The organism is Endozoicomonas sp. 4G (assembly GCF_023822025.1).
Taxonomy (GTDB): domain Bacteria; phylum Pseudomonadota; class Gammaproteobacteria; order Pseudomonadales; family Endozoicomonadaceae; genus Endozoicomonas_A.
Map to the genome: position 1 here is coordinate 5294334 of NZ_CP082909.1, position 26788 is coordinate 5321121.

Annotated in this window: 16 protein-coding genes, 2 tRNA genes and 3 rRNA genes; 8 read left to right on the forward strand and 13 right to left on the reverse strand. The window is 46.9% G+C overall.

The features are described from left to right. Positions 1-169: 169 nt before the first annotated feature. The 4 genes from K7B67_RS21000 (at position 170) to rrf (ending at position 7936) form a co-directional block, all read left to right on the forward strand. The gene (locus tag K7B67_RS21000; protein ID WP_252177804.1) at positions 170-1729 is read left to right on the forward strand and encodes a hypothetical protein; all 1560 of its coding nucleotides are present in this window, start codon (positions 170-172) and stop codon (positions 1727-1729) included. A 543-nt stretch (positions 1730-2272) separates the two neighbouring features. Beyond that, positions 2273-3814 (forward strand): 16S ribosomal RNA (locus tag K7B67_RS21005). Positions 3815-4161: 347 nt separating this feature from the next. After that, a 23S ribosomal RNA gene (locus tag K7B67_RS21010) occupies positions 4162-7597 on the forward strand. Between the two features lie 223 nt (positions 7598-7820). Beyond that, positions 7821-7936 (forward strand): 5S ribosomal RNA (gene rrf / locus K7B67_RS21015). The 16S, 23S and 5S rRNA genes sit together here, the layout of an rRNA operon. Positions 7937-8058: 122 nt before the next feature. Here rrf and K7B67_RS21020 read toward each other — a convergent pair. Next, complete coding sequence (locus tag K7B67_RS21020) at positions 8059-8229, reverse strand: hypothetical protein (RefSeq protein ID WP_252177805.1); 171 nt, start codon at positions 8227-8229, stop codon at positions 8059-8061. A 328-nt stretch (positions 8230-8557) separates the two neighbouring features. Here K7B67_RS21020 and K7B67_RS21025 point away from each other — a divergent pair, with 328 nt between their 5' ends. Then, a complete protein-coding gene (locus K7B67_RS21025) occupies positions 8558-9670 on the forward strand; it encodes a hypothetical protein (RefSeq protein ID WP_252177806.1) in 1113 nt (370 codons plus the stop codon). A 385-nt stretch (positions 9671-10055) separates the two neighbouring features. On the opposite strand, the gene K7B67_RS21030 is transcribed toward K7B67_RS21025, so the two are convergent. The 3 genes from K7B67_RS21030 to K7B67_RS21040 all read right to left on the reverse strand — a co-directional run bounded on the left by K7B67_RS21030 (position 10056) and on the right by K7B67_RS21040 (position 12629). Next, positions 10056-10355, reverse strand: coding sequence for a hypothetical protein (locus K7B67_RS21030; RefSeq protein ID WP_252177807.1), 300 nt, complete (start codon positions 10353-10355; stop codon positions 10056-10058). Further along, entirely contained in the window at positions 10352-10663 is a 312-nt protein-coding gene (locus K7B67_RS21035; protein ID WP_252177808.1) for a hypothetical protein, read from the reverse strand. The genes K7B67_RS21030 and K7B67_RS21035 overlap by 4 nt, the downstream gene beginning before the upstream one ends. A 196-nt stretch (positions 10664-10859) precedes the next feature. Then, positions 10860-12629, reverse strand: a complete 1770-nt coding sequence (locus tag K7B67_RS21040; RefSeq protein ID WP_252177809.1) for a DEAD/DEAH box helicase — start codon at positions 12627-12629, stop codon at positions 10860-10862. A gap of 119 nt (positions 12630-12748) precedes the next feature. Here K7B67_RS21040 and K7B67_RS21045 point away from each other — a divergent pair, with 119 nt between their 5' ends. After that, the gene (locus K7B67_RS21045) at positions 12749-13408 is read left to right on the forward strand and encodes an XRE family transcriptional regulator (protein ID WP_252177810.1); all 660 of its coding nucleotides are present in this window, start codon (positions 12749-12751) and stop codon (positions 13406-13408) included. Between the two features lie 43 nt (positions 13409-13451). Here K7B67_RS21045 and K7B67_RS21050 read toward each other — a convergent pair whose 3' ends face one another. The 9 genes from K7B67_RS21050 to mutY form a co-directional block, all read right to left on the reverse strand. Beyond that, complete coding sequence (locus K7B67_RS21050; RefSeq protein ID WP_252177811.1) at positions 13452-15299, reverse strand: nuclease domain-containing protein; 1848 nt, start codon at positions 15297-15299, stop codon at positions 13452-13454. A 15-nt stretch (positions 15300-15314) separates the two neighbouring features. Continuing rightward, positions 15315-17774: a hypothetical protein gene (locus K7B67_RS21055; RefSeq protein WP_252177812.1), complete on the reverse strand. Its 2460-nt coding sequence runs from the start codon at positions 17772-17774 to the stop codon at positions 15315-15317. A gap of 336 nt (positions 17775-18110) precedes the next feature. After that, a tRNA-Phe gene (locus K7B67_RS21060) sits at positions 18111-18186 on the reverse strand. Positions 18187-18227: 41 nt separating this feature from the next. Beyond that, a tRNA-Phe gene (locus K7B67_RS21065) sits at positions 18228-18303 on the reverse strand. A gap of 80 nt (positions 18304-18383) precedes the next feature. Beyond that, positions 18384-18656 (reverse strand): oxidative damage protection protein, encoded by a 273-nt coding sequence (locus tag K7B67_RS21070; RefSeq protein ID WP_252177813.1) that lies wholly within the window; start codon positions 18654-18656, stop codon positions 18384-18386. 47 nt (positions 18657-18703) lie between these two features. Further along, positions 18704-20170, reverse strand: coding sequence for a protein adenylyltransferase SelO (locus K7B67_RS21075; protein ID WP_252177814.1), 1467 nt, complete (start codon positions 20168-20170; stop codon positions 18704-18706). After that, positions 20145-21062, reverse strand: a complete 918-nt coding sequence (locus tag K7B67_RS21080; RefSeq protein WP_252177815.1) for an acyltransferase — start codon at positions 21060-21062, stop codon at positions 20145-20147. The genes K7B67_RS21075 and K7B67_RS21080 overlap by 26 nt, the downstream gene beginning before the upstream one ends. A 100-nt stretch (positions 21063-21162) precedes the next feature. After that, entirely contained in the window at positions 21163-21963 is an 801-nt protein-coding gene (locus tag K7B67_RS21085; RefSeq protein ID WP_252177816.1) for a phospholipase, read from the reverse strand. A 109-nt stretch (positions 21964-22072) separates the two neighbouring features. Beyond that, on the reverse strand, positions 22073-23149 hold the full coding sequence (gene mutY / locus K7B67_RS21090) for an A/G-specific adenine glycosylase (RefSeq protein WP_252177817.1): 1077 nt from the start codon (positions 23147-23149) through the stop codon (positions 22073-22075). 344 nt (positions 23150-23493) lie between these two features. Here mutY and K7B67_RS21095 point away from each other — a divergent pair, with 344 nt between their 5' ends. Beyond that, entirely contained in the window at positions 23494-24465 is a 972-nt protein-coding gene (locus K7B67_RS21095; RefSeq protein ID WP_252177818.1) for a TDT family transporter, read from the forward strand. A 180-nt stretch (positions 24466-24645) separates the two neighbouring features. Beyond that, positions 24646-26694, forward strand: coding sequence for a hypothetical protein (locus tag K7B67_RS21100; RefSeq protein WP_252177819.1), 2049 nt, complete (start codon positions 24646-24648; stop codon positions 26692-26694). The last annotated feature ends 94 nt before the right edge of the window (positions 26695-26788 follow it).

Genomic DNA, 26788 nt, shown 5'->3' on the forward strand with positions numbered 1-26788 from the left:
TTGGAACTAAATGCTCAGGTACTTATAAAAATCAGTTTTTATGAGTCGTTTATGTACTATTTGCTGTTGGAATAGACACTATACTCTCGGCTTCCTTGAGAGTTATGAATCCTTTATTTACGGACTCTTAACTCTCACCTTATTACAGTTATTCTGGAGAGGCTTAGCTATGAAGCGAGTTTTTCGGGCTTTATCCGTGCTGGTGTTATCTATTGCTGTCACTAACAATGCTATCGCGACGTTTGGGATCCAGGGTCATGAGTTGCTCACGTACTCGTACTCAAAACAATTAAAGGATTCTAAGTTGTTTTCGATGCTGGCTGCAACGGGCTTAGCTGTGTTTGTTTTGGGGGTCGGATACTCGATTGGGCATTTTTCTACGCTACATGCTTTAGATCTTGAGAAAGCTGACAAAGCCAAGAAAAAGGGTCTCGATCATTCACCGTTGGCGCAAAGCATTGTCAGTGGCAGTTCCAGTAAGCCGACGCACAGCACGCGAGCTCCTGAGCATTATCAGAAAACCATTATCGCTAAATACAACCTGCTTCCTTTTAATCTCAGTGAGGATAACTATATTGACCGAAAGAAAAAGCTGAAGTATCTCTGGGCAAGGGCGACCTTTCTTGATGCCCATCCCCTGCACCTTGATGAAGGTGGCCTCCAGCCTGCACTATTTCCATTAAACACGGCCTATGATCCGGCTTACCCCTACGGATCTGCAACCGAGTTTTGTATTTCTCCACTGCCGGCACCTTTAACCAAAAAGTTCCGCTGTAATGATCAGCAATTGACCGGATTCTGTCGTGTTAAGGTCGGCAGGATCGGTACCCTGGTTGGCATGCTGGCCAATACCCCCGATAATGTCAGCGGATGTCTGTTATCAAGTCGAAAAACGGATTATTTCCTGGCATCTTTGGGGAGCGAAACTGTGCTACCCAGAGATATTCTGGTTACCGACAAAAAGTATTACCAGATTAATGTTACTTACGGTAATACCTCCTACCAATTTCAGAAATGGCAGGAGCATCCGGTCCCCTTTGCGTCAACAATACTGTTGTCTGAAAGTTGGCGTCACGAAACCTTGTGCAAAGACGATGCCAGCCCCGGGACCCAATGGTACAACGATGAGACTCATAGCGGTGGTTATGGGTGTGCAGGCCTGACAGCTGATGCTGACCCAGCAGGCGATATGTCTCACTTTGTTCCTGTACGACAGAAGTCTCATAAAAGCAGACAATCTCCTGTGATATGGCAGGAAGTGCCATCACAAAAAGAAAAAGGTGTAGTCAACACCGAACTTCAGGAATACTTTTGCTCCCCCAGAAAGCCCTACAAAGAGTTTATACTGGGCTCACTGGCAGGACGGGGTCCCGATAAATATTGCAGATACATTGGTACCAGTGGCAGAAGTGGCTATGTTGCTACCCATCAGGATGACAGTATTGCTTCTGATTACCTGACTCCTGAGGTTGAGGGTAGTATTCGCTGGCAGGCTTTTGAGAATGAGCTGCCCGATAAGGCTATTATTGCCGGTTACAGCTTTTCAAGTACAGGCAAAGAAGTCAGCAAGGTACCGCAACATTTTTGCCGTTTCGTAAATAACGGTTTCAAAACCTACGGCAAGTATTTTGACAGGGACAAAGTCTGTAAAGCTTCATTTGCAACGCCGGGTGGAGGCTCAAACGCTTTAGTCGATTCAAAGGCTTTTGACATTCTGGTCAGTGAATAACGGTTTCATGTATCCTTCGCGCAAAAGTAGGTGTAATCCGAGTCTTTAAGAAAGCCGGTTTGAGGAGTAACCTACGCAAATCGATCGGGCAGATGATGTTCCGGTTCGTTACCCGGAGTATCATTTCAAGAGCAGTATATTGCAGCAGTTGGCAGTTACTCTGGTGAGTGCAGTTATGCACAAATCGCTGAACGGTGTTTCTATCTTTCTGGTGGAATGTTTGGCGATGTTTTCAGGTCGTTTATTTCCTTTTTAGAAATGATCGCTTGACAACAACCGGCGCCAAGGTAAGATGAGCGCCTCGCTGAACGGCACTGACTGCTGATTCAGTCGGTTAAAACCCTCTTGTTTTGACTCAGTTCTTTAACAAATTATCAGACAATTCGTGTGGGCGCTTGTGCGAATGGCATCGGTCAACAGAGCTTTGCTCTGGAATGATTTAAATGCTGATCAAGCAAGTGAACATACCTGTAATTCATGTACGTTTAATTGCAAATGATTGAGCAGTTAGCTTGTTCTTCGGGACAGCTGACAAAACGATTTAAACTGAAGAGTTTGATCATGGCTCAGATTGAACGCTGGCGGCAGGCCTAACACATGCAAGTCGAGCGGTAACAGGACTAGCTTGCTAGTTGCTGACGAGCGGCGGACGGGTGCGTAACACGTAGGAATCTGCCCGGTAGTGGGGGATAGCCCGGAGAAATCCGGATTAATACCGCATACGCCTTAAGAGGGAAAGCAGGGGATTCTTCGGAACCTTGCGCTATCGGATGAGCCTGCGTCGGATTAGCTTGTTGGTGGGGTAAAGGCCTACCAAGGCAACGATCCGTAGCTGGTCTGAGAGGATGATCAGCCACACTGGGACTGAGACACGGCCCAGACTCCTACGGGAGGCAGCAGTGGGGAATATTGCACAATGGGCGAAAGCCTGATGCAGCCATGCCGCGTGTGTGAAGAAGGCCCTAGGGTTGTAAAGCACTTTCAGCGAGGAGGAAAGGTTCAAGGCTAATACCCTTGAGCTGTGACGTTACTCGCAGAAGAAGCACCGGCTAACTCCGTGCCAGCAGCCGCGGTAATACGGAGGGTGCGAGCGTTAATCGGAATTACTGGGCGTAAAGCGTGCGTAGGCGGCTTGTTAAGTTGGATGTGAAAGCCCCGGGCTTAACCTGGGAATTGCATCCAAAACTGGCAAGCTAGAGTGCGGAAGAGGAGTGTGGAATTTCCTGTGTAGCGGTGAAATGCGTAGATATAGGAAGGAACACCAGTGGCGAAGGCGACACTCTGGTCTGACACTGACGCTGAGGTACGAAAGCGTGGGGAGCAAACAGGATTAGATACCCTGGTAGTCCACGCCGTAAACGATGTCTACTAGTCGTCGGGGATCTTGCATTCCTGGTGACGCAGCTAACGCGATAAGTAGACCGCCTGGGGAGTACGGCCGCAAGGTTAAAACTCAAATGAATTGACGGGGGCCCGCACAAGCGGTGGAGCATGTGGTTTAATTCGAAGCAACGCGAAGAACCTTACCTGGCCTTGACATCCTGCGAACCCTTTAGAGATAGAGGGGTGCCTTCGGGAACGCAGTGACAGGTGCTGCATGGCTGTCGTCAGCTCGTGTCGTGAGATGTTGGGTTAAGTCCCGCAACGAGCGCAACCCTTATCCTCAGTTACCAGCGATTCGGTCGGGCACTCTGGGGAGACTGCCGGTGACAAACCGGAGGAAGGTGGGGACGACGTCAAGTCATCATGGCCCTTACGGCCAGGGCTACACACGTGCTACAATGGTGCATACAGACGGTTGCCAAGCCGCGAGGTGGAGCTAATCTGAGAAAGTGCATCGTAGTCCGGATTGGAGTCTGCAACTCGACTCCATGAAGTCGGAATCGCTAGTAATCGTGAATCAGAATGTCACGGTGAATACGTTCCCGGGCCTTGTACACACCGCCCGTCACACCATGGGAGTGGGTTGCTCCAGAAGTAGCTAGCTTAACCTTCGGGAGAGCGGTTACCACGGAGTGATTCATGACTGGGGTGAAGTCGTAACAAGGTAGCCCTAGGGGAACCTGGGGCTGGATCACCTCCTTAAACGACGACCGACCTTCCATAAGCGTTCACACGAATTGTTTGATTATCAGTTGACAGTGGTCAGTGACCAGTTGTCAGTTGTTAGTTTTGTTCTTTAACAATGTGGAATCCAAACTTAAATTAAGCTGAGTTGATTTAGAAGGCATTAGTCTTTTAATGAAATTCTTGCTGAGACACTCTCAAGTGTATGGCGTTCAGTTGTCAGTGGTCAGTTAACAGTGGCCAGTGATGAACTGAAGATCGTTAAGGTAGTTATTGCCTATAACCATCAGTTGCCACGAATCGACTGACCACTGGTCACCGACAACTGACAACTGAGATCTCGAAGAGATCGTTTTGGGTTATATGGTCAAGTGACTAAGCGTACACGGTGGATGCCTTGGCAGTCAGAGGCGATGAAGGACGTGGTAATCTGCGAAAAGTCTTGGGGAGCCGATAAACAGGCGTTGATCCAGGAATGTCCGAATGGGGAAACCCACTCACACAAGTGAGTATCCTTTACCTGAATACATAGGGTTTAGGAGGCGAACCCGGGGAACTGAAACATCTAAGTACCCGGAGGAAAAGAAATCAACCGAGATTCCCCCAGTAGCGGCGAGCGAACGGGGAGTAGCCCTTAAGCAGTTTTTGGTCTAGTGGAAGGCTCTGGAAAGTGCCGCCATAGTGGGTGACAGCCCCGTACACGAAAGGCCAGTTATTGTGAAATCGAGTAGGACGGCACACGTGAAATGTTGTCTGAACATGGGGGGACCATCCTCCAAGGCTAAATACTCCTGACTGACCGATAGTGAACCAGTACCGTGAGGGAAAGGCGAAAAGAACCCCGTTGAGGGGAGTGAAATAGAACCTGAAACCGTGTACGTACAAGCAGTGGGAGCATCCTTCGGGGTGTGACTGCGTACCTTTTGTATAATGGGTCAGCGACTTATTTTCTGTGGCAAGGTTAACCGCATAGGGAAGCCGTAGCGAAAGCGAGTCTTAATAGGGCGCCGTTCTTCGGAACAAAGAGTCGCAGTGAATAGACCCGAAACCGGGCGATCTATCCATGAGCAGGTTGAAGATCAGGTAACACTGATTGGAGGACCGAACCCACTGTCGTTGAAAAGCCAGGGGATGACTTGTGGATAGGAGTGAAAGGCTAATCAAGCCCGGAGATAGCTGGTTCTCCTCGAAAGCTATTTAGGTAGCGCCTCGTGTCTCACCATCGGGGGTAGAGCACTGTTTGGGCTAGGGGGCCATCCCGGCTTACCAACCCCATGCAAACTCCGAATACCGATGAGTGCAATCACGGGAGACACACGGCGGGTGCTAACGTCCGTCGTGGAAAGGGAAACAACCCAGACCGTCAGCTAAGGTCCCAAAGTAATAGTTAAGTGGGAAACGATGTGAGAAGGCCCAGACAGCCAGGAGGTTGGCTTAGAAGCAGCCACCCTTTAAAGAAAGCGTAATAGCTCACTGGTCGAGTCGGCTCGCGCGGAAGATGTAACGGGGCTCAAACTATTCACCGAAGCTACGGATCTAGAGACTAGTTTCTAGAAACAAGTGACAAGGTTAGATTATGCCGTATCGAAGTTTAAGTGTTTATCAAAAAGCTTATCAGTTGGCATTGGATATTCATCGTTTAAGCCTTGGGTTTCCCAAGATTGAACAATTTGAATTGGCAAGCCAAATGAGACGATCCAGTAAATCTATTACAGCAAATATTGCTGAGGGAATGGGTAAGCAGGAAAGTCATGCTGAAGTAAAACGTTATATTCGAATGGCAATGGGATCGTGCGATGAAACCAGAGTCTGGTTAGAGTTTTCCAAAGATTTGGAATATATCAACCAAGCACAGTTTGAACATTACAACTTCCGTTACCAGGAGGTTGGAAAAATGCTCAGGGGCATCATCAAACGATATACTGCTTGAAACTTGTATCTAGAAACTAGTTTCTAGATGGTAGAGGAGCGTTCTGTAAGCTGTTGAAGGTCAACCGGGAGGTGGGCTGGAGGTATCAGAAGTGCGAATGCTGACATGAGTAACGATAAAGGGAGTGAGAGGCTCCCTCGCCGGAAGACCAAGGGTTCCTGCGCAACGCTAATCGGCGCAGGGTGAGTCGGCCCCTAAGGTGAGGTCGAAAGACGTAATCGATGGGAAACAGGTTAATATTCCTGTACCCCTTTTGACTGCGATGGAGTGACGGAGAAGGCTAGGCCGGCCCGGTGATGGTTATCCGGGTTTAAGGTCGTAGGCGGTGGGATCAGGAAAATCCGGTCCCTCTCTTTAGAGAACGCCGAGAACTGATGACGAACCCACCAAGGTGGGGAAGTGGTTGATGCCAGGCTTCCAGGAAAACCTTCTAAGCTTCAGGTCAAAAGGGACCGTACCCGAAACCGACACAGGTGGTCAGGTAGAGAATACCAAGGCGCTTGAGAGAACCTGGGTGAAGGAACTAGGCAAAATGGCACCGTAACTTCGGGAGAAGGTGCGCCGGCTTTGGTGATCGGACTTGCTCCGTAAGCTGAGGCTGGTCGAAGATACCAGGTGGCTGCGACTGTTTATTAAAAACACAGCACTGTGCTAACACGTAAGTGGACGTATACGGTGTGACGCCTGCCCGGTGCTCGAAGGTTAATTGATGGGGTTACCTCACCCCCAAATTTTTTTTGCTGCAAGGCAAACGGCTGAGCGAGTGAAGGAGTTTACATAGAAGTAAATGACGGAACGAGCGAAGACGTTTAACGCAGTCAGCGAGAAAAATTTGGAGGTGAGGGAAGCTCTTGATCGAAGCCCGAGTAAACGGCGGCCGTAACTATAACGGTCCTAAGGTAGCGAAATTCCTTGTCGGGTAAGTTCCGACCTGCACGAATGGCGTAACGATGGCCACGCTGTCTCCACCCAGGACTCAGTGAAATTGAAATCGCTGTTAAGATGCAGTGTATCCGCGGCTAGACGGAAAGACCCCGTGAACCTTTACTACAGCTTCACAGTGGATCTTGATGTTGCTTGTGTAGGATAGGTGGGAGGCTTTGAAGTGTGGACGCCAGTCTGCATGGAGCCAACCTTGAAATACCACCCTGGCAATATTGAGGTTCTAACCCAGGTCCTTTATCAGGATCGGGGACATTGTGTGGTGGGTAGTTTGACTGGGGCGGTCTCCTCCCAAAGAGTAACGGAGGAGCACGAAGGTTGGCTAAGCACGGTCGGACATCGTGCGGTTAGTGTAATGGTACAAGCCAGCTTGACTGCGAGACGTACATGTCGAGCAGGTACGAAAGTAGGTCATAGTGATCCGGTGGTTCTGAATGGAAGGGCCATCGCTCAACGGATAAAAGGTACTCCGGGGATAACAGGCTGATACCGCCCAAGAGTTCACATCGACGGCGGTGTTTGGCACCTCGATGTCGGCTCATCACATCCTGGGGCTGAAGCCGGTCCCAAGGGTATGGCTGTTCGCCATTTAAAGTGGTACGCGAGCTGGGTTTAGAACGTCGTGAGACAGTTCGGTCCCTATCTGCCGTGGACGTTGGAAGTTTGAGGAGAGCTGCTCCTAGTACGAGAGGACCGGAGTGGACGAACCACTGGTGTTCGGGTTGTGTCGCCAGACGCATTGCCCGGTAGCTAAGTTCGGACGGGATAACCGCTGAAAGCATCTAAGCGGGAAGCCCCCTTCAAGATGAGACTTCCCTGGCCTTAAGGCCCATAAGAGACGTTGAAGACTACGACGTTGATAGGCGGGGTGTGTAAGCGTTGTGAGGCGTTGAGCTAACCCGTACTAATGACTCGAGAGGCTTGACCATATAACGCCAAAGCGATTTGCGCAGCGCAGCGAAGCTGCGGGTTTTAAGGCTTTAAAGCTGTAAGGCTGTAAGGTTTTAAGACAAGCCATACATGAAGAGTGTGAAGCAAGAAAAAGCTTATTTAGACAGGATTCCAGAACCGGATTGAAATAAACTTTAAAGCCTTAAAGCCTTAAAGCCTTAAAGCCTTACGGCTTTGAACCTCCGGTTCAAACCAGTTTTGCCTGGTGACCATAGAGCGTTGGAACCACCCGATCCCATCCCGAACTCGGTAGTGAAACGACGCATCGCCGATGGTAGTGTGGGGTTTCCCCATGTGAGAGTAGGTCATCGCCAGGCATTGAATACAGCAAAACCCCAGTTGAGAGATCGACTGGGGTTTTTGTTATTTGGTAAAAAAAAGCAGAAAAAGAGATTTGCAATTAATCAAGAGGGTGGCAGCCACCCTCTCAAAATCTGATTCAGGAGGCTGCCTGATTTTCCTTCATCAGCCATCCTTCAATCTCTGATTTAAACCAGTAAGGATTATTGCTGAAGGGCAGCCTGACAGGTTTAGGAAAACCTTCTTCTTCGGTCGATCCTCTTGAAACCCGGCTGAGAACCTGGGGCAGTGAGAGTAGTTTGTCTGACATTTTTGACTACCTTGCAGAGCCTGACATTCAAGAGATGCTCTGCCTTGTTTTCTATGAAATAGCTGTTGTATCCGTTCCGGGAGCCTGACCGAGAATAGACATCATAATTATGCCCGGCAAACCTTAAACTAAGGATTAACAGTCTATTAAGTTTTCTATCTAAAGCCGTTCTTGTTGCATTGTCTCTGGTAATTGTGACTTTCAGAATAAACGACACCTCGCTGGTTTTTGACAGAGAAACACGCTTATTTTCTTGATTTTTAACTTCTCTGATCTAGCTTTAGCAGTCTGCAAAAATACGAAACCGGGTAGATGTAAGGATAAAACTGTGAAAAATATACTCTCTGCGGCACTGCTGTCGTTGATGTTCCTGTTTTCTGTCATCTGTCTGGGCGAGTCATTGGGGAGCAATTTTGTTGTCGAGCTTCAACAGGATGCAGGCTCTTCAATCCAGAGTTTTTCCATAAAGCCTGACCCGCATACATTGTCAGGCAACCCGTCATACCTTGCTGACATAAACGACTATGGAGAACCCATTTTGCCGCCTGATGGCAAATCACACGGACTTGACGGTTATGGGTTAAAAACGACCTTTTTTGATGCGATCTCGTGGGAATTGATTTACGCCGCCAATGCGCTGGTTGTTTACAAACTGGCTCTGACCAGCGATAACGCTGTTCCCGGCGCTAAACATTATTCATCGCTAACTGAAGAAGCATTTTTTGCGATCGGCTGGCTTTTGAAAAGCTATTGGAATCCCGATTCAACGCTGTTTAACCCGATAGGTCAACTGGAAGCAAGTCGGGATCACCCGTTTGCGATTAACACTATGATGCTGTCCGGGCAGAGTCAACAAAGTGGCCAGTCAAACCCGGCAGCAGCATCATCCGGTCAGCAAGCGTCAGGAACCGTCCCCCACCTTACATCTGCTTTCGCCAACCTCATGTCTTCCGGCTCTGGCGGCGGCAACCAGAGCCCTGATCAACACCTTCATACGATGGGTTTAAATTGTTACGTCGGTTCCTGTCGTGGTGTTTGTAAAAAAGCCCTAAACGCCTTTGAGGGTGCAACGTTAGGATTTGATGTACCCCTTCCCCCCGACCTTTCAATGGATTCAGAGGAAGATACAGATGAAGATGGATATGAATATGAAGTATATGAAGTTGGATATGGAGGTGGTGTAACCTGTCGAATGATAATGCAACACCCGGATGGCCAGCAGCAGGAATGCGGGGTGGTTCTGTGTAATCATCGACAACTGGCGTGGCATAAAAGAAGCTTTCACGATCAACTTTACTGTAACGAGTTAGTGGTCAGGGATGGCCAGAATACTTTATGCAATACGATGTGTGAGGGTGCTGAAAAACTGTTGCAACACAAGCAAGCAGTGCATCAAAAAAAACCGTTTGATGAAAATATGTATTATGACCTTATTCCTTGATCTATAAAGGTGCTCTATTAAAAGTCACACCTGCCTCATTCACGGCTTTAGCCGTTCAGGAGGCTGTTTGGTTTTCCTTCACCAGCCATCTTTCAATCTCTGATTTAAACCAGTAAGGACTATTGCTGAAGGGCAGCCTGATAGGTTTGGGAAAACCTTCTTCTTCGGTCGATCCTCTTGAAACCCGGCTGAGAACCTGAGGCAATGAGAGTAATTTGTCTGACATGTTTGACTACCTTGCAGAGCCTGACATTCAAGAGATGCTCTGCCTTGTTTTCTATGAAATAGCTGTTGTATCCGTTCCGGGAGCCTGACCGAGAATAGACATCATAATTATGCCAGGCAAACCTTAAGCTCAGGATTAACAGTCTGTTAAGTTTTCCGTCTAAAGCAGCTCTTGTTGCCCTGCCTTTGGCTTTTTGCCCCGTTTTTTCAAGTAAATGAATCGTGATCTTGGAAACTCTCGCTTAAAAATACGCTTAAGCTGTTTTTTCAACAGAGCGTAATCCACTTCTGATTCCTGATTGAAGTAACCAAACTCCGTGATCATAAAGAGGTTCTCGGAAAGCACATCAATGTACAGGCCGCGATCCTTTTTGTAACTGTGAACACTCAGTCCTGAACCTGGAGAGAGAACCTGAATATCTTTCAGAACCCTCGGAATAGAGTCATTAATAGGTATCATAGCGTTTTACGTTTCAGAGTACTGAGTGCATAGGGGTCGGTAACCCCCTCTCGATAGATTCTGAGCTTATTGCTGCGGGGAAATTCTTTCTTGATGACCTTCTTCAGGGCTTTGAGGATATAGACTTCGTGGCCTGTCATGCTCTGTTGCGAAAAGCCGTTTTCGATCAGCAGGTACCGGTCCACTTCTTTTCTGCAGATCACAATAATCCGGTTGCGCTTGTAAGACCGAATATCAAGGCATTCTCCAATAGTCATAGAAGGCAGCATTCGACCTATTTCGGTGAGCAGATTACTTTTTTCAAGCATGGGTCAAGACAGAAAGACTCAATTTAAACTTCAGTACCAGAGATAGTGCTTGGATTTTTTTGTAAGATCAATCTGTGTCGTTTTCCCGCAAGCTATGGAAATTGCTGTAGCCCAGACGGGGTAAGCCTTTCAGGCGAGTGGTCAGATTAATTGATTTTATTTATTTCTGTCATAAATAGTCTGGCTTCAGGCTCCTTTATTCAGCCTCGTAAGCCTTTCTGTAATGACCTTCATAGTCGTAAAGCTTATCAACGACCGACCAGTAGTGTTTCTCTTTCCGGGCAATCACAAAGTCTGGTTTGCGAAATTTCTTTTGTTGACTGATAACCGTGTCCACCGACTTGGCCCTGAAGGGTTCAGCACGGTTAATCAGGGCATGTTTACCAAAATGATGATAAAAGGCGCCCTGCTGGGCAGGTGTGTCCAGACGGAAAAACTCGCTGACTTCAGCTCCGTCTTCATCGTAGTAGGTGATTTTGATCCTGGGGGTACTGTCCTTGCTGTCAGACTCCAGCGTCATACCTGAACAGCGCAGAACCATACAGTCTTTCAGGTTAAGTGCATCCCGCAGTTTTTTATCCGGATCCACCAGTGCTTTTTTGCATTGATGACATTTTCGGGCGGCAATATCGTTTTCGGCACCGCACTCGTCACACTCCTTGAAGCGATAGCGGAAGTCACATTGAATAATTTCACCTTCAAACGCTTCAATGCCCTGACAACGGCGGCCATAGTGTTCAACCAGATCACCGTCACTGTCGACAATGCCCCAGAAGCTGTTCTCATGACCACAGGCAGGGCAGGGAACCGTCACTGGCACGGATTTGGAGTCAGGCTTTGGACTGCCTATTTCAGGGCTGAACAGATTATAGCGATTACCGGCAAAGTCCATAATCAGACAATCTTTCTTGCCTTCGGCCAGCCGAAGCCCGCGACCCACAATCTGTTGATAAAGGCTGACCGACTCCGTGGGGCGAAGGATTGCAATCAGATCAACATGGGGGGCATCAAAGCCGGTGGTTAATACCGAAACGTTAACCAGATATTTGATCTTCTGAGCCTTGAAAGCCTGAATCAGACTGTCACGCTCCTGTGTAGCTGTGTCACCAATAATCAAAGCAGATTCAGATTCTGGCAGATAGCCCATGATTTCCCGGGCATGATCTACGGTAGAAGCGAAGATCATGACGCCTTTTCTGTTTTCGGACTCTTTCAGAACCTGGGTGATAATCTGTTGCGTTGCCCGGCCTTTACCCTTTAGCAGCGTGTTCAGATCAGCTTCGTTATAGCGACCAAAACGATCTCTAGATAAAAGGCTGAAGTCGTAAAAAACCACAGGGGCATCGATCAACGTTGCAGGTGTCAGATAGTTATTTTTAATCATATACGACAACGGAAGCTCATAAAGACAGCTTTTGAAAAATCGGGTTTCTGCCGTTCTCTGGGTACCTTTTTTGTTTCCGGGGAGGTAATGCTGATAAATCCAGCCCATACCAAGCCGATAGGGCGTTGCCGTTAATCCCAGTATTTTCAGCCTCGGATTGAGCTTTTGAAGATGTTCAATAACCTTGTGATAGCTGGAGGTTTTCTCCAGAGAGACCCGATGACACTCATCAATGACCAGCAGCGTGAAGCTCTCGTCGTTAAACTGATCCAGATTTCTAACGACAGACTGAACACTGCCAAATACAACCTGCTCAGAGGCCTCCTTTCTGCCCAGCCCGGCACTGAAAATAGAGGCTTTCAGGTCATAGCTCTGGTACTTGGCATGATTCTGTTCAACCAGCTCTTTGACGTGAGCCAGAACCAGAACCCGGCCACGGGCAATGCGCCCCAGCTCACTGATCACCAGACTTTTGCCGGCACCTGTGGGCAATACCACAAGGGCAGGATCGTCACTGTTGCGAAAATGCTGTATCACTCTGGAAACAGCGTCTTTTTGATAAGGGCGTAGCTGGAAAGTCATCGGTTGATTATATCGATCCTTGCTTAAAGGCTGAATAGTGGCGCACTCTTTTCATTTCTGCACCGCTGATCAGAGCTGGTATAATTGATTTTTTATTCTTATTCAGGAAAAAACAAGGTATGGCAAACGCTTTCGCGCGCCGTTTTCAGTTGATAGTTGATCGTCTGACACAGGGAAACAAAAAGCAGTTTGCTGAAATGACAGGCAAATCCGCCTCTCATATCTATAAAATCTGTCGGGGCACCAGCCGCCCTTCCATGGCCTATCTGGAAAGTCTCTACGATGAGTTTCGGGTCGACCTGAACTGGCTGTTGACCGGTGAACAAAACGACAGTGGACAAATTTCTGAAACTTCAGACACTAAAGAACTGGTCTTCGCCCCCATGTTTGATGTGCAGGCCAGCGCCGGCATAGGCTCTGTTGTACAGGCTGAGGATGTCAGCCACTACTTTACCTTCAGTAAGGCTTTTCTTAGCCAGAAACTAGGTGTTTCCGGTGAAAACCTGGCCTTTGTCACCATCAGCGGTGACAGTATGCTGCCTACCTTTCGGGATGGCGATCAGGTGCTGGTGGATATGTCCCGGAAATCAGTTCAGAGTGAAGCGGTGTATCTGATTCAGACCGAAGAAGGTTTGATGGCCAAGCGGGTCAAACAGATTCAGCATGAACTGAAAATAATCAGCGATAACCCTGAGTATCCCCGCTGGAATATAGACCTGAAAAAGCTGGAAGAAAATCCAATAGTAGGTAAGGTCGTCTGGTGTGCCAGAACGGTCTGAGCACCGCTCCAGACCTGGAAAGGGTGAGCAGGCTCACCCAAATTTAAGAAGAGGGTTTCACAGTTTTTGTAGCAGCACTCATCAACTTGTGAAGTTTCCTTTCCAGGTTATTGAGTGTTGAAGAGTACCTGGGGGACATCGAGTGCGTTGTAAGCACAGGGAGTACGGGTTGCTCACTCATTATCCCGAAGTGCTCATGATGAAAAGAGCGCGCACCCTCTTCAGGAAAAAGAATATATAAACCAATGACAGGAGAAAAGCCGCCTTTCAGGAGGTGCAAGCCATGAACATATTTCATGACCGAGGACTTCAAGTCACGGCTGTATGCATTTTCTGAATGAGTGTACTTTGCGTCTAGCACTATAATATAGCGGTAGTCTTTTGTGATGTGCTGTATATCTATGATGTAATCAGGCTCTCTTTTGTTTTTGATTCTTTCGACCAAACTGCCATCGTATCTCTCAGTCCAGCCTTCGCTGTTAATAATGGACAAAGCATCGCCGCTCTTTTCTGTCGGGAATATGGGTTGATATAGGAGGCTTATATTCCAGTCTTCCCATGAGAATGCAGCATGTTTACCTCTGTCAGAACCAGTGGCAAGCTTGATGTCCTGTTTTGTCACCATATCGGGCACTTTATGAAGGGCTTCTTTAAGCTGTTCAAGGCAGAATAATTCATACAGTTTTGGAATTGAGTGAATTGCCAGAAAAATATCTTCTTGCTTCCAGTCTATGCTGCCATAAAGCTTCAAAGCAGCCAGCATAATATCTCTATAGGAATGATTCGACTTAGCTTTTGCCGATATGGTGATCGATAAATCAGGCTGTCTTACCGGAACAGAACGTTCATAAATGCGAGTGCAGACTTGCAATCTGGTTTTTAGGCGCTCACAACGATAAAGCCTTGTTTGATTCAATTGACGAACATGGTGTGATAAGCAGTTGAAAAAGCTTACATAGGCTCCAGTTGTACCTGATCCCTGCCCTTTTTTCTCAATAGAACATATCCTGTTCTCTATTGAAGAAATTAAATCTTCAATTTGCTGTTGAAGGTTTCTTAATACTCCAAGAATCCTGCGATTCTCAGTTATATCGGTTGACCCGGTGGGTTTTTGGACTGCTAGCTGGCTTACCCTATACAGTTGGTCGTCCAGTTGAAGATGAGCATTTTCCTTATCTGTTTCCGGTGTTAATTGATCGGTATTTCTTGCTAGCCACTGTATGGAGGCTTCGCTTGCGTTGAGATCTTTTCCATAAACAGGCTCAACCACTCTTTTCTGTCGCAGTCTGGTGAGAGGTCGTCGAGCAATGATTGGGATATTTTGTTCTAATACGCTACATATATGTTCGAGAGCATCCAATCGCTGGGTCGGTGTTTCTCCGTTACCATCATAGCTACCGCTACCATAATAGTTACTCCCCTTTTGCCTGGTTGGACTGGTGGTGGCATGTAAGGGGAAAGATTTTTGAAACAGGTAGTCGAGCATTTGACTGGCTCTTTCGGCATTAAGTCTCCTCGCAAGTACTTCTATTTCAGAAAAAACGATTATCTCAGGCAGGCCTGTGATGGTATTGTGGGCAGAAATCTCAAAGTTTGCTATTCCGAAGTAATTTCGAAAATAAGGGGTGTATTTATTTTTCTGTTTATTGGGTATCCAGACGTACTCTATTCCAGAATCTACCTCTGACCACTCTGTGGGTTCCAGCAATTGATCTGCAACGGCAATGGTCACATTCTCCCAATGTTCAGGAAGAACGACAGCCAGACGAAGACTTTCATCTTCCTTTACACGGCAGACAGAAGGATGGCTATCACCTTTAACAGGAAGGGAGAGGGTGACCCCCCTCCTGGCGCCATCGAGTAACTCAAGGTGCAAGATGTAATGTTGCAAAGCTGCTCTCCTGGCTTAGAAAAAGCTATAACTTTGCGACAGACGACCTTCTTCAAGAATGGAATCAACAATCTTGAGCGAGCGTCGCAGGCCATTTTTGTCAAGCTCACCAATCAGAGCCTGTAACCCCCCTTCAATACGTTTACCATAGCCTTCGATAGTCGGTAAAATATACATAGCGATACACCAGTCAAGTGCCTGACTCTCCCCCATATGCTGGTTAGCTACATTCAGGTAATGTCGCATATTGCTCAGTTTTCGCTGGCTCAAATGCAGCATTCGAGATTTGTCATTTTGATCAAGAATAAATTTGATAACCTGCCGATCGGAGACAGAAAAATCTTTGTCCTCCTGGGGGCTGAACCAGTTCTCAAGCGTTGACCAATTTATGCCGCCAGGAACCGTTTGCGTTTCAGATGTTGTGTAATCCAGGATGCTTTCAATATCCAGTTCTGGATCCATTTTAATCACTGGAACCCTGTCGAGCAGTCGAGGTGACAGTCTTTCTGTTGTTTCGTCAGAGTTTATCGTTGTTATCCAGCGCAAGTTGTTAGCGGGCTGGAGTATCAGGTTATTATCTTTTGCACCCAGACTTAACACCTTGTTTCTATACTCGGCGTCTGCCATTTGCAGAAAGTCAGACCAATAGTGTTCAAGAGGACTCAGATTTCCTTCATCCAGGAGTACTAATCGGAGAAATTTCTTTTCTTGATCATCCTGAAGATGCTGTAAAAACTCATAAAGTTTGGTTGGAGCTGGTTGAAACTCACCTTTTATAGCATTGAAATAACCCAATAGGTCTCGGATACCTGCCCAACCCTGACCGACAGAAATATTCAAAAAATGGCCTGGTTTATTTTCTTCAGAATTATGAAGCCCCATTGCTTCTGCTAACCGAACCACAGACGATGTTTTACCTCCACCGGGAGGGCCCGCCAGGCAGGTGAGATAATTTTGAGCAATGCAGATCATGAGGTTGGCTACCTCATCTCTGGACAATGACCGGCCTTCTTGCTCATCAAGATGAGACTTGATGGCCTCTATATAATCTTCTGGTCGAGTGGCTGGATTGTCGTTACAGATTACCTCTGAGAACTCTATTTTCTGATCAGAATCAATGGTGGAGTTCAGGGACATCAACTGTTTTAAGGTTTTGTCTTGAATAGCAAGTTTTCTTAATTCATTGGTGTCATTCAGTAAAGCATTCTTTGCTTCAATGGTGCGAACCAGAGAGTCTTTCTGAAACTCCAGATTTTCAATGACAGTTTGAAGAGAACGAGCATGACGGAGGTGCTCAAGCTCCTGGCCTAGCTCGGCATTTTCTGAAGCCATCGTGTCTCTTTGCTGCTCCAGGGCTTCTATTTCAGCCATAAGCTCAGCATTTTGCTTCTGTATTTCTTCTTTTTTCTGCTTTTCTGATTGCTGGCGGTATTGGGCTAATTGGTCATCAATTTCCTGTCTTTCGTTTCTTTCCCTGATGCGGAGTTTTTCAAGCTCAGCATTTAAACGAGCCATCTCGCTATCATGCTCTTTCTTATACTTATTTCTACGAGCCTCAAGCTTGGCACGTTCTTCCTCTGCTTCTTTATCCAGTTTTGTTATACGGTCATCAAGTATCTTTGACTTGTTATTCTGAATGTACTTACCAAGAAACTTTTCACCTTGTCTGGAATTAGTCCAGTCATTAATTATTTCTTGACCGATGTCATCCTGAGATAGATAGTCATCCATTATGTTCTTGAGCCGATCCAGGCGTTCATGGCTTCTATATGAGGCTTTTTGTTGACTGTGCTTATCTATAGCGTCAAGCAGCCCTTTTGCCGCGCTTTTAGATAATTTCTTGACATTTTTACCAAAGCCGTTTTTAGCAAAATACCTGATCAGGTCTTTGTCTGAGATAAAATCAATTTTTTCCAGGGAGCCACTCATCTCCTTAATGCTATTCAGATTGGGCAAATATAAAGCGTCTGTTGAGCGTTGAACCACAGTACACTTAGCCAGTTCTGTTATGTCTATGGATACAATGTGATCAGTATCAAGGTTTAAAGAACCACTAACAGGCATCAAACGATAACTGTCATCATTAACTCTACTGGCTAAAAATGGGCCATAGGCCTTATCTTCACTGTGTACAAAGAAGGACTTGTTGAGTGGAGGAATGATGCTGCTATCAATGATGCCTGTTTTTTTATCTGGTAGAGAGCACTTTATGATGGGCATCATTTCATATTTATTCAGGGCAGAGATCTCTGTACCATTGGACACAAACCGTTTTTTATATCCAGTCCCTTCTTTCCAATCGTCCCGATCTGACTCCCTGTAAGCGTTAATGCAGAAAATCTCACCCTCATCGAAGGCGTTTGTGGCTGATTCGTAGCTATGGGTAATGAATATCCCGTCTTCAGCTTCAATTTCCGGGGTGTAAGGTGTGTACTTGTCATCCTCCTGGACAAAAAGTATTTTGACAATGCCCATGTCCCCCTCTGTCTCAAATGAGTAACTCTTGATACATAGTGCTTTGCCTAGACTGTCATGCATAATTTTTGAACCGATCTGAATATATTTTAAATTTGTTGGGTCAATAGTACACCTTCGTCGTTAGTAAATGTACTGACTTGAAACAGGTTTTGACGACTGTAGAAAAAAGCTACGGTTTTGGGGCTGAGTGGGGGGTGTAGGCCAAGGAGGGGGAAGATAAGCACCTGGTACGTCACTTCAATGAGTTTGATGTGCCATTGATAGAGGGAACCCGTCAATTACATCTAGAACGAAAAAAGCCCCGCAAGTGCGAGGCTTTTTTGTATCTATCCATGGTGCCTGGGGGCGGAATCGAACCACCGACACGCGGATTTTCAATCCGCTGCTCTACCAACTGAGCTACCCAGGCCATGCCAGACTGCTTTTGCTAACACCATCCGTAAAGACAGATGGTGCCTAGGGGCGGAATCGAACCACCGACACGCGGATTTTCAATCCGCTGCTCTACCAACTGAGCTACCCAGGCATTTCATGCAATCATGTGCGAGGCGTATTAAACGGATTTCCCCCCTCTGAGTCAAGTCGGGCATACCGATTTTCCGTTTTTTAATGCTGTTCCGGCACAAAACCCTCAGCGGCATCATAGTCTTCGCCAGCGAAAAACCTATCCATTTGTTCGGTCAGGTATTTGCGGGTTTCAGGATCCAGCAGGTTAAGGTGTTTCTCGTTAATCAGGCGAGTCTGGTGGGCTTGCCATTCACTCCAGGCGGCCTGGGATACGTTCTCATAAACCCACTGGCCTTTCGGGCCTGGCAGTGGCGGTACAGCAAGACCTTCGGCTTCTTTGTTGAGTTTTACACAATGTACAGTACGGGCCATGGGTATCCCCTTTTTCTAAATCGTGGCATGGTATAGCAAACTATCCGTCAGGACGAACAGCTGACTTCCAGTTTTTTACCCCATTCAGGGGGCTTTTGGGCATAGTGTTCCAGATCAGGGTGTTCATCATAGGGTGATTTCAACACTGTCATCAGTTGTTTGATCTCACTGTAATCCCCTGTTTCTGCTTTTTCGATTGCCGTTTGGGCAAGATAGTTTCGCAAAACGTATTTGGGGTTAACCTGTTTCATTCGCTGGTGACGCTGCTGCTCTGGCTCCGAGTTTCGAAGAACCCTTTCATCATAGCGTTGCAGCCATTGTTTGAGGGGATCAGGCTGGCTGCACAAGTCCATTAATGCGGATGATGCCTGACCCGGTTGGTAATTCGACAATGCCCGGAAAAACAGGGTGTAGTCCAGGTGTTGCTCATGGAGCTGTTGCAGAAGGTCCCGGATCAGCTCTGAGTCTTCAGGCTCTTCTTCCCGCAGTCCCAGCTTTTCACTCATCAATGAAAGGTATTTGTCTGAGTAAAGTGTGGGATAGCTGTCCAATATTTTTTGCAGAGCCGATGCATCGTCCAGCAGAGGCACCAGAGCCTGCGCCAGTCGACCACAGTTCCAGTAACCTATGTCAGGCTGCTGGCTGAAGGCGTAGCGACCGGAATGATCCGAGTGGTTACAGATGTAGTGCCAGTTAAAATCATCCTGAAAGCCATAAGGCCCGTAATCAAAGGTTTCTCCGAGAATGCTCATGTTGTCGGTGTTCATCACTCCATGGGCAAAGCCGTTGGCCTGCCACAGGGCAATCATGTGAGCGGTCTTCTCCACCACTGTTTTGAAAAGTAAACAGTATTTGTCGTCTTTATTGAGCCATTGGGGAAAGTAGTTCTGAATCGTAAACTCGGCCAGTGTTTTAAGAGCGTCGTGTTGTTGGGTGTAATAGAAATACTCAAAGTGACCGAAGCGGATATGCGTTTTTGCTATTCGCAACAGGGTCGATCCGCGTTCCTCCGTTTCACGATAAACCGGCGTGTCGCTGGTCACCACACAAAGGGCGCGGGTGGTCGGGATACCCAGGTGAAACAAAGCCTCTGAAGCCAGGTACTCACGGATGCAGGAACGTAAAACAGCCCGACCATCGCCAAATCGGGAGTAGGGTGTCATACCCGCTCCTTTCAAGTGGAGATCCCAGCTTTCTCCTTTGTCGTTGGTCACTTCTCCCAGCAGCAAGCCTCGTCCATCACCCAGCTGCGGGTTATAGCTGCCAAACTGATGCCCGGAGTAGACCATTGCCAGAGGGTCGGCGCTTTCTGGAACCCGTGAACCGCCAGCTATCTGAGTCAACTGTTGTTTGCAGCTGTCGCCCAGCTCAAGATCTAACAGATCAGCGGCGTTCTGGCTTACGGCTACCAGCTTTGGATGATCCAGGGGGATGGGTTGAAGACGGGTATAGAACACGTCTGGCAACCGGCCAAAGCGGTTATTAAAGTTAAGCTGATCCGGGCTGGTTTTCATAACACTTCATCTGTTGTATAAGCTGATCTTTTTCTTCCCAGAGATGATTGACCCACGCCTGAAAGTCATTACGAAATTCAGCGTCCTGCTGGTAATTTCGGCCTGTGAACGATTCCGGGATGGTTCGTTGTTCAAAATGGATGCTGACGTGTTTAATTCGACCACAGAGGAAGTCCCAGAAACCCAACTGGCCTTTTTGATGATAAACAATGGTGATATTCAAAAGGGTTCTTACTTGTTCACCCAGAGCGCCAATCACATAGCTGATACCGCCAGCGCGGGGTTTCAGCAAGTGTTCAAAGGGGGATTTCTGCTTTTTGTGTTTTGCCTCGGTATAACGGGTGCCTTCAAGATAATTGACGATTGATACCGGCATGGTTTTGAATTTTTCGCAGGCTTTAAGGGTGTTTTCCAGATCTTTGCCGCGTTTTTCCGGGTGTTTTTCAAGATAGGCTTTGCTGTAACGCTTCATAAACGGGAAGTCGAGAGCCCACCAACAAAGGCCAATAACCGGAACGTAGATCAGCTCCTGTTTGAGGAAGAACTTCATCAAGGGGATTTTTCTGTTGAGCAGGTGTTGCATCAGTAAAATATCAGCCCAGCTTTGATGGTTGGCAGTGACCAGGTAATAGCCATTGGGATTCAGATTGTTGAGACCGCTGATATTCAGATGAGTTCCTGACAGTCCTCTGATCCAGAGGGAGTTGATGCTGATCCACAGCTCAGCTAAAGAGTGGGCCTCACGTCCCATCAAACGACGAAAGTCTTTTAATGGAATAATGAGCTTCAACAGGGAAAAGCAGAGCAGCGGAAGACTGAGTAACAGGGTGTTGATGACTAAAAGGGAGAGAGATAAACACCCTGTGAAATATTCTTTACATCGACCGATCATGTTGAACTAGGCATTCTGTCATTGAGTCTGCGTAGTTTAACTTGAAACCTTTGTCATCTCTAACCCCGAAATTTTATAAAGAACTGAGCTTTTCCTGCGGCTATTTCCTGTGTTTCAGGAACCATTGCCAAAGCTGGTGGCCTCTGAATGCCTCACGCCAGGCCGACTCATGGTTGCCACCTTCTATTTCTGTATAACGCAGCCGCTGTGTGCTGCCGCCGGCCCTGATAATGGCATCGACCATGTTTTGGGCATAAAGAACCGGTGTCACCTTGTCGGCGTCACCATGGAACGTCCAGACCGGCAGGCGTGTGAGCTGTTTTGCTGCATCAGGGCTTCCTGCTCCAGCAATGGGAGCGATGGCTGTGAATAAATCGGGTGTGGTCATGGCTGCAAACCAGACACCACTCCCGCCCTGGCCGTGACCCGCCAGATAAATCCGATTCTCATCTATTTCGGAATTTGAGGCCAGCTGGCTGACCAGTTCCAGCAGGGATGAAAGCGCTGTGGAAGAAGGGATTTCCTGAAAGTTGAACTCACCCGGAGGCACTTTTACCCAATACCTGTCTGCAGGGGGCCGGGGAGCCAGAACATAAGCTTTCTGCATGGTCTGTATGGGTTGACTGGCGAAATAGTCAGGCCCGACAGTCTGTTTGCTATTGAGCGGCTTCTTACTTTCTTTTCCTGCCTCGGGTGAATCGTTCAGGTAGATGACCAGCGGCACTTTTTGCCTGGGTGCAAGTGCAGGTGAATAAAGTTGATAAGGCAGCACAATGCCGTCCTTCTCATAACTTGAGGTCGACCAGTCGGCCAGAAGTTGGCATGGCAGCAGAATGAGCAGGCAGGATAGAAGTTGGGCTGAGAGTCGCTGGGCTGAGAGTCGCTGGGCTGAGAGTCGCATTACGATCTACTCCATCTCACAGTGCTGGGACTACAGCCATTAAAGGTTATATTTTCGGGCCTGACCAGTTTTGAGGCTCAGAAAGTCTCTGTTGACTCACACTGACGCTCTATAAACTTCTCCTAATTTTCGTTAACAGTTTACTGACCGGCGCTGCCAGCCCCAGCTCAGAGGGCTGATCCGGTTGAAACCAGTGCCATCGATCGCCATCCATTATTGAACAGTCTCTGGCAGCAAAGGATTTGATGGGAGTAATATGCAGGTGATAATGGCTGAAGGTATGTCGAAAAGACGACCATTCTTCAAAATCTTCCAGACTCAATCCGGTCTTGTGTTGAGCCGCTTCAGACAGTTCTTCATCAGTCTGGATTTCCGGAAAGCCCCAGAGTCCTCCCCAGATGCCGGTGGGTGGCCTTTTTTCCAACAGAACCTCTCCAAACTCGTTGATGACCATTAACATTCTTATCGATCGTTCCGGTTTCTCTTTTTTAGGTTTGGACTCGGGGTAGCGGGTTTCTTCTCCGGCTGCATGGGCCAGACAGTCTTGCTGTAACGGGCAAATCAGGCAGGAAGGTTTGGTTCGGGTGCAGATCATGGCTCCCAGGTCCATCATCGCCTGGGTGTAATCAGCATTGCGATGATGTGGGGTGTACTCCTCAGCAATACTCCACAGTTGTTTTGTCACCGCAGACTGTCCGGGCCAGCCAGCAATGGCCTGATAACGGGTCAGGACTCTCTTAACATTGCCGTCCAGAATCGGAGCGCGAATGCCCATACTGATAGACGCTATTGCTCCGGCTGTGGATAAACCTATACCGGGTAACTGCGTTAATTCTTCAACAGAACGAGGAAACTCGCCGACAAAAGTATCCATGACCATGTTTGCTGCCTTGTGCAGGTTTCTGGCTCTGCTGTAATATCCCAGTCCGCTCCATAGGTGAAGCACATCGTCAGTCTGGGCCCAAGCCAGGTCGGCAACGGTGGGAAAACGTGCCATAAAGTTTTCAAAGTACGGAATGACGGTGGCGACCTGAGTCTGCTGCAGCATGACTTCGCTGATCCAGACCCGGTAGGGGTTGATGTTTTTCTGCCATGGCAGGTTCTTGCGACCATGACGATCAAACCATTGCAGCACCTGCTGGCTGAAGGCTTCATTATTGCTGTCTGACTTGCTATCTGACGACATATAGAGTGTCTGGGTTTAAAAATTTAACCGTGCATTCTACTATGAAAAATACGATGTAATGGCTACTGAATCTGATTTTATAGACTTTTTTTATCTGCCTCTGGGAGGGAGAGATATGAATTTCCTCACTTTAATCCAGCTATTTTTTTGCCCAGACCTGTTCTTGCCGAAAGCGTAAACCTCTTTAGTATAAGTTTTACTGATTTATGTCATGTAAAAGTTTGAATATTATTATTCTGTAAACACGTTATTTTATTCATATTCCCTTCAAAAACTGTTGAAACAGCCATGAGTTCAGGAGACTGACCATGAGCGAATAACAGATACTCTCGGTAACAAGAAAGATGAATAAGTCTGAAAATCCAGGTCGTAAAACCGGCCTGGTCTCTAGATTAAGTCGTGTTCCTACCCCTCTTGGCGGCTTGGCACTGGGCATTGCCAGCCTTGGCGCAGCCTGGTCTCTGGTGATACCGGATCAGTCCCTGGCGCTGAAGTTAACCGCCGCTGTGATCGCCGCTATCCTGGTTTTCAAATTGATGCTGAAGTTTATTCTGCACCCGCACCTGATTCGGGAAGACCTTGCACACCCTGTGGTCAGCAGCGTTATGCCAACCTGTGCCATGGCTGTTATGGTGATCGCCGCTGCTCTCATGCCTGTTTCTGAAATTGTGGCACGTTTGCTCTGGTCGGCAGCGGTTCTGACTCACCTGGTATTACTGATTGGTTTTGTGGTGCACAGGGTTCGGGACTTTGATATTGAGCACATGGTGCCCAGTTGGTTTGTACCTCCTGTTGGCATTATTGTGGCTGCGGTCACCAGTCCGGGTATGGGCTTTGAGCCTCTGGTCCAGGCGTTGTTTATTTTTGGCGTGTGCTGCTATTTCGTGAAGCTGCCCGTTATGTTTTATCGCCTGATGTTCAAGAACACTATTCCTGATGCGGCGCTGCCTACTTTTGCCATTATGGGGGCACCCGCCAGTCTGTCTCTGGCAGGTTATCTGACCATCACGGATAACCCCAGCTTGATTATGATCAGTGTTCTGGCACCACTGGCGATTTTTATGACGGCCATGGTGTATATGGCGTTTATTAAACTGCTGAGACTGCCATTTTCACCAGGCTATGCCGCTTTTACCTTCCCAATGGTGATTGGTGCCACCGCACTGCTGAAGCTGGAAGGCAAGGTCACTGGCGTTTTTGCTGATCTCTTTTGTCAGCTGGGGCGTATTGAACTCTGGATAGCCACCGCTATTGTGACGTATGTCGCCATTCGCTATATCATCTTTTACCTGAAACCTCGCCCGAAAATGGCATAACCTGCACCGGGAAATGACTGGCTTGGTCGGTACAATCTTGCCAGTCTTTCGCTTCAGGATTGCTGTAATCCCCTCAAGTGCATTGGAAAATATAAACGATCGTTCTGGAATTTTTTTAGAGGCTAATAGTCTAAAGCATTCATCGCTCAAAATAATTAAATGTGTTTAATAGAGGGATTTATGGATGTAAACGCTACTGGAGCAGGTGCTGACGGACTTAATAAAAGCAGCCTCGCTGAAAAGAATGATGAAAATTCTGATTCACAAAAGAAAGCATTCAAAGGTTTTTCAAGAATGCTACGGGTTGGGGGTGCGTCCCTCACACCGGTAGAGAAGATGCAAAAGCTTGATGCTATTGTGCCAGATTGCAGTCATCAGACTGTGAGTCGGACTATTCCCGAGCGAAAAGTTTCCCACTGCATTACTTCTGATGATTGTCAGGGCGCAGATCAAGCCAGTGGCCTATTGGGTGAGACGTTTACCGCTAAGGAAGTGGCTGAACGTTTTCGAACGACCATTGTAGACCTCATACATTCACTGAGATATGAAAAAATCATAAGAGAATTTGGTGAAGATGATCACAGAGATGAATTAATAGAGATTTTTATCGATTTTGTTTTATATCAGGAAGGTCTGATCCATGACCGGTGTTTTACTGTTGAAGGCAGCCCCGATAAATACGTGGCGGGTAAAACCATGAGTCAGGGGCGGGTTGAAGAAATACAGTCTTTCCTGAAAGCTATTTTTACTGAACAGGCAGTAAAGGAATTGAAACGTTATGGACCTCAAATATATTATTGTTTTGGGTACATGCTGGCTGATTATCTTAATAAAAAAGAAAACAAACCGGATAATGTTATCCCAAAGTCTGTGATTTTATGCACTGAATTTACCTACGAGAAATTGTTGAAAGCTATATTTCCATTTTTTCAAACCCTTCTTGGTGGAAGTGGCTTTTTTTCTGAGCTGGTTATGATCTTTGATTTTGTCATAAAACTCAGACAGGAAATCATTGATAGTGCTTGTGAAGCGTGTCAATACAACAATCTTATAACCATTGCTCTACGCCTCAATGGTAATGATATAAGAGAGCGTTTTAATCAAGATGTTATGGAGGTTATTTTTTCCAGACGCTGCGATAGTATAGTCAATGCCATGTTTGATAACTGCGCTGTTGGGACTGAAAATGAAGTGGAACCGGCAGGCAGATTAAATCTTAAATTCGGTGAAGAGCTTGAATATGATATAAAAAAATCAGAGTGTCGGCCTCTTAAGAGTTTTGCAGATCGAATCCAAAAAAAAGGGATGACTATTTACAGTAGTAACACTTACACAAGCTATAAGTGTTATGGTTTTGATAATCGTTTTATCATAACCCCTACTTACGACGCGGGATGGTTCGAAATACACTGCACACCTTACCATTCTGATGATCCACTCGCAGAATTGTCTTTTGAGAAGGTGATTGAAGTGGTTAATGCAATGCGCAACGAAGGGATGATTGATTATAGCTCCGGCCATAAACACATCGATGCCTTGAGTGCTACCCAGGGTGATACCGATGTGCTTCTGGCGATGGAGTCTGAGATCCATCGAAATTCTTTTTTGCTGAGGGCGTTTGGAAATAATGATCGTATCCTGCAGAACGATGAAGCTCAATGGTATAAAACATTTGCTGATTACGATCCAGACCTAAAATCATTTGCCTTGAAGCGGTTAAATAAGATGATTGACCGATACAATAAAAAAATAGAAGAAAATGATACTGAAAAGCCAAGCCATAAAGGGAGCTCTGATTCGGAAAAAAAAGAGAGACTTGAGCAGTTTGCAAATTTTTACAATCAGCTTGTTCATATTGTGACTCTACAAAAGGGGGTGGATAATGTTGGTGCCGTTATGAACGGAAAATTTATGGCTATATCTTTACTGCACATTACCGGAGCAAGCGATGTCGAAAAATTATCAACGCTGGAATTTCGTTTTTTCCGTTGTCCGAAAACGGTACAGGAAATCAAATTGATTAACCAATTTTTGCAAGTCTGGTTTCAAAACCTTCATCAGTGCAGAAAGGATAAGACTCCTTTACAGCCTGTCCCTGAAAATATCCGATCCTGCAAAGATTATACGGCAGAGGAAGTTCAGGCTAAAACCATTGATTACCTAAAAGAATTAGGGCTGAATCCGGAGGATTATCGCTGTTTTTGGAGCGAAGTACGGGATATTCCGTGAAGCAGGCCAGCTCTGAAAATATGAATCATTGTTCTGAAATTTTTTTGGGGATTAACAGTCTAAGGCATTCATCGACCAAAAGAATTAAATGTGT

What these genes read in the sequence shown, in the direction of transcription:
- K7B67_RS21000 (WP_252177804.1), top strand. Translation starts at nt 170, where the DNA reads ATGAAGCGAGTTTTTCGGGCTTTATCCGTGCTGGTGTTATCTATTGCT.
- K7B67_RS21020 (WP_252177805.1), bottom strand. Translation starts at nt 8,229, where the DNA reads ATGTCAGACAAACTACTCTCACTGCCCCAGGTTCTCAGCCGGGTTTCA.
- K7B67_RS21030 (WP_252177807.1), bottom strand. Translation starts at nt 10,355, where the DNA reads ATGATACCTATTAATGACTCTATTCCGAGGGTTCTGAAAGATATTCAG.
- K7B67_RS21035 (WP_252177808.1), bottom strand. Translation starts at nt 10,663, where the DNA reads ATGCTTGAAAAAAGTAATCTGCTCACCGAAATAGGTCGAATGCTGCCT.
- K7B67_RS21040 (WP_252177809.1), bottom strand. Translation starts at nt 12,629, where the DNA reads ATGACTTTCCAGCTACGCCCTTATCAAAAAGACGCTGTTTCCAGAGTG.
- K7B67_RS21045 (WP_252177810.1), top strand. Translation starts at nt 12,749, where the DNA reads ATGGCAAACGCTTTCGCGCGCCGTTTTCAGTTGATAGTTGATCGTCTG.
- K7B67_RS21055 (WP_252177812.1), bottom strand. Translation starts at nt 17,774, where the DNA reads ATGGGCATTGTCAAAATACTTTTTGTCCAGGAGGATGACAAGTACACA.
- K7B67_RS21070 (WP_252177813.1), bottom strand. Translation starts at nt 18,656, where the DNA reads ATGGCCCGTACTGTACATTGTGTAAAACTCAACAAAGAAGCCGAAGGT.
- K7B67_RS21075 (WP_252177814.1), bottom strand. Translation starts at nt 20,170, where the DNA reads ATGAAAACCAGCCCGGATCAGCTTAACTTTAATAACCGCTTTGGCCGG.
- K7B67_RS21080 (WP_252177815.1), bottom strand. Translation starts at nt 21,062, where the DNA reads ATGATCGGTCGATGTAAAGAATATTTCACAGGGTGTTTATCTCTCTCC.
- K7B67_RS21085 (WP_252177816.1), bottom strand. Translation starts at nt 21,963, where the DNA reads ATGCGACTCTCAGCCCAGCGACTCTCAGCCCAGCGACTCTCAGCCCAA.
- mutY (WP_252177817.1), bottom strand. Translation starts at nt 23,149, where the DNA reads ATGTCGTCAGATAGCAAGTCAGACAGCAATAATGAAGCCTTCAGCCAG.
- K7B67_RS21095 (WP_252177818.1), top strand. Translation starts at nt 23,494, where the DNA reads ATGAATAAGTCTGAAAATCCAGGTCGTAAAACCGGCCTGGTCTCTAGA.
- K7B67_RS21100 (WP_252177819.1), top strand. Translation starts at nt 24,646, where the DNA reads ATGGATGTAAACGCTACTGGAGCAGGTGCTGACGGACTTAATAAAAGC.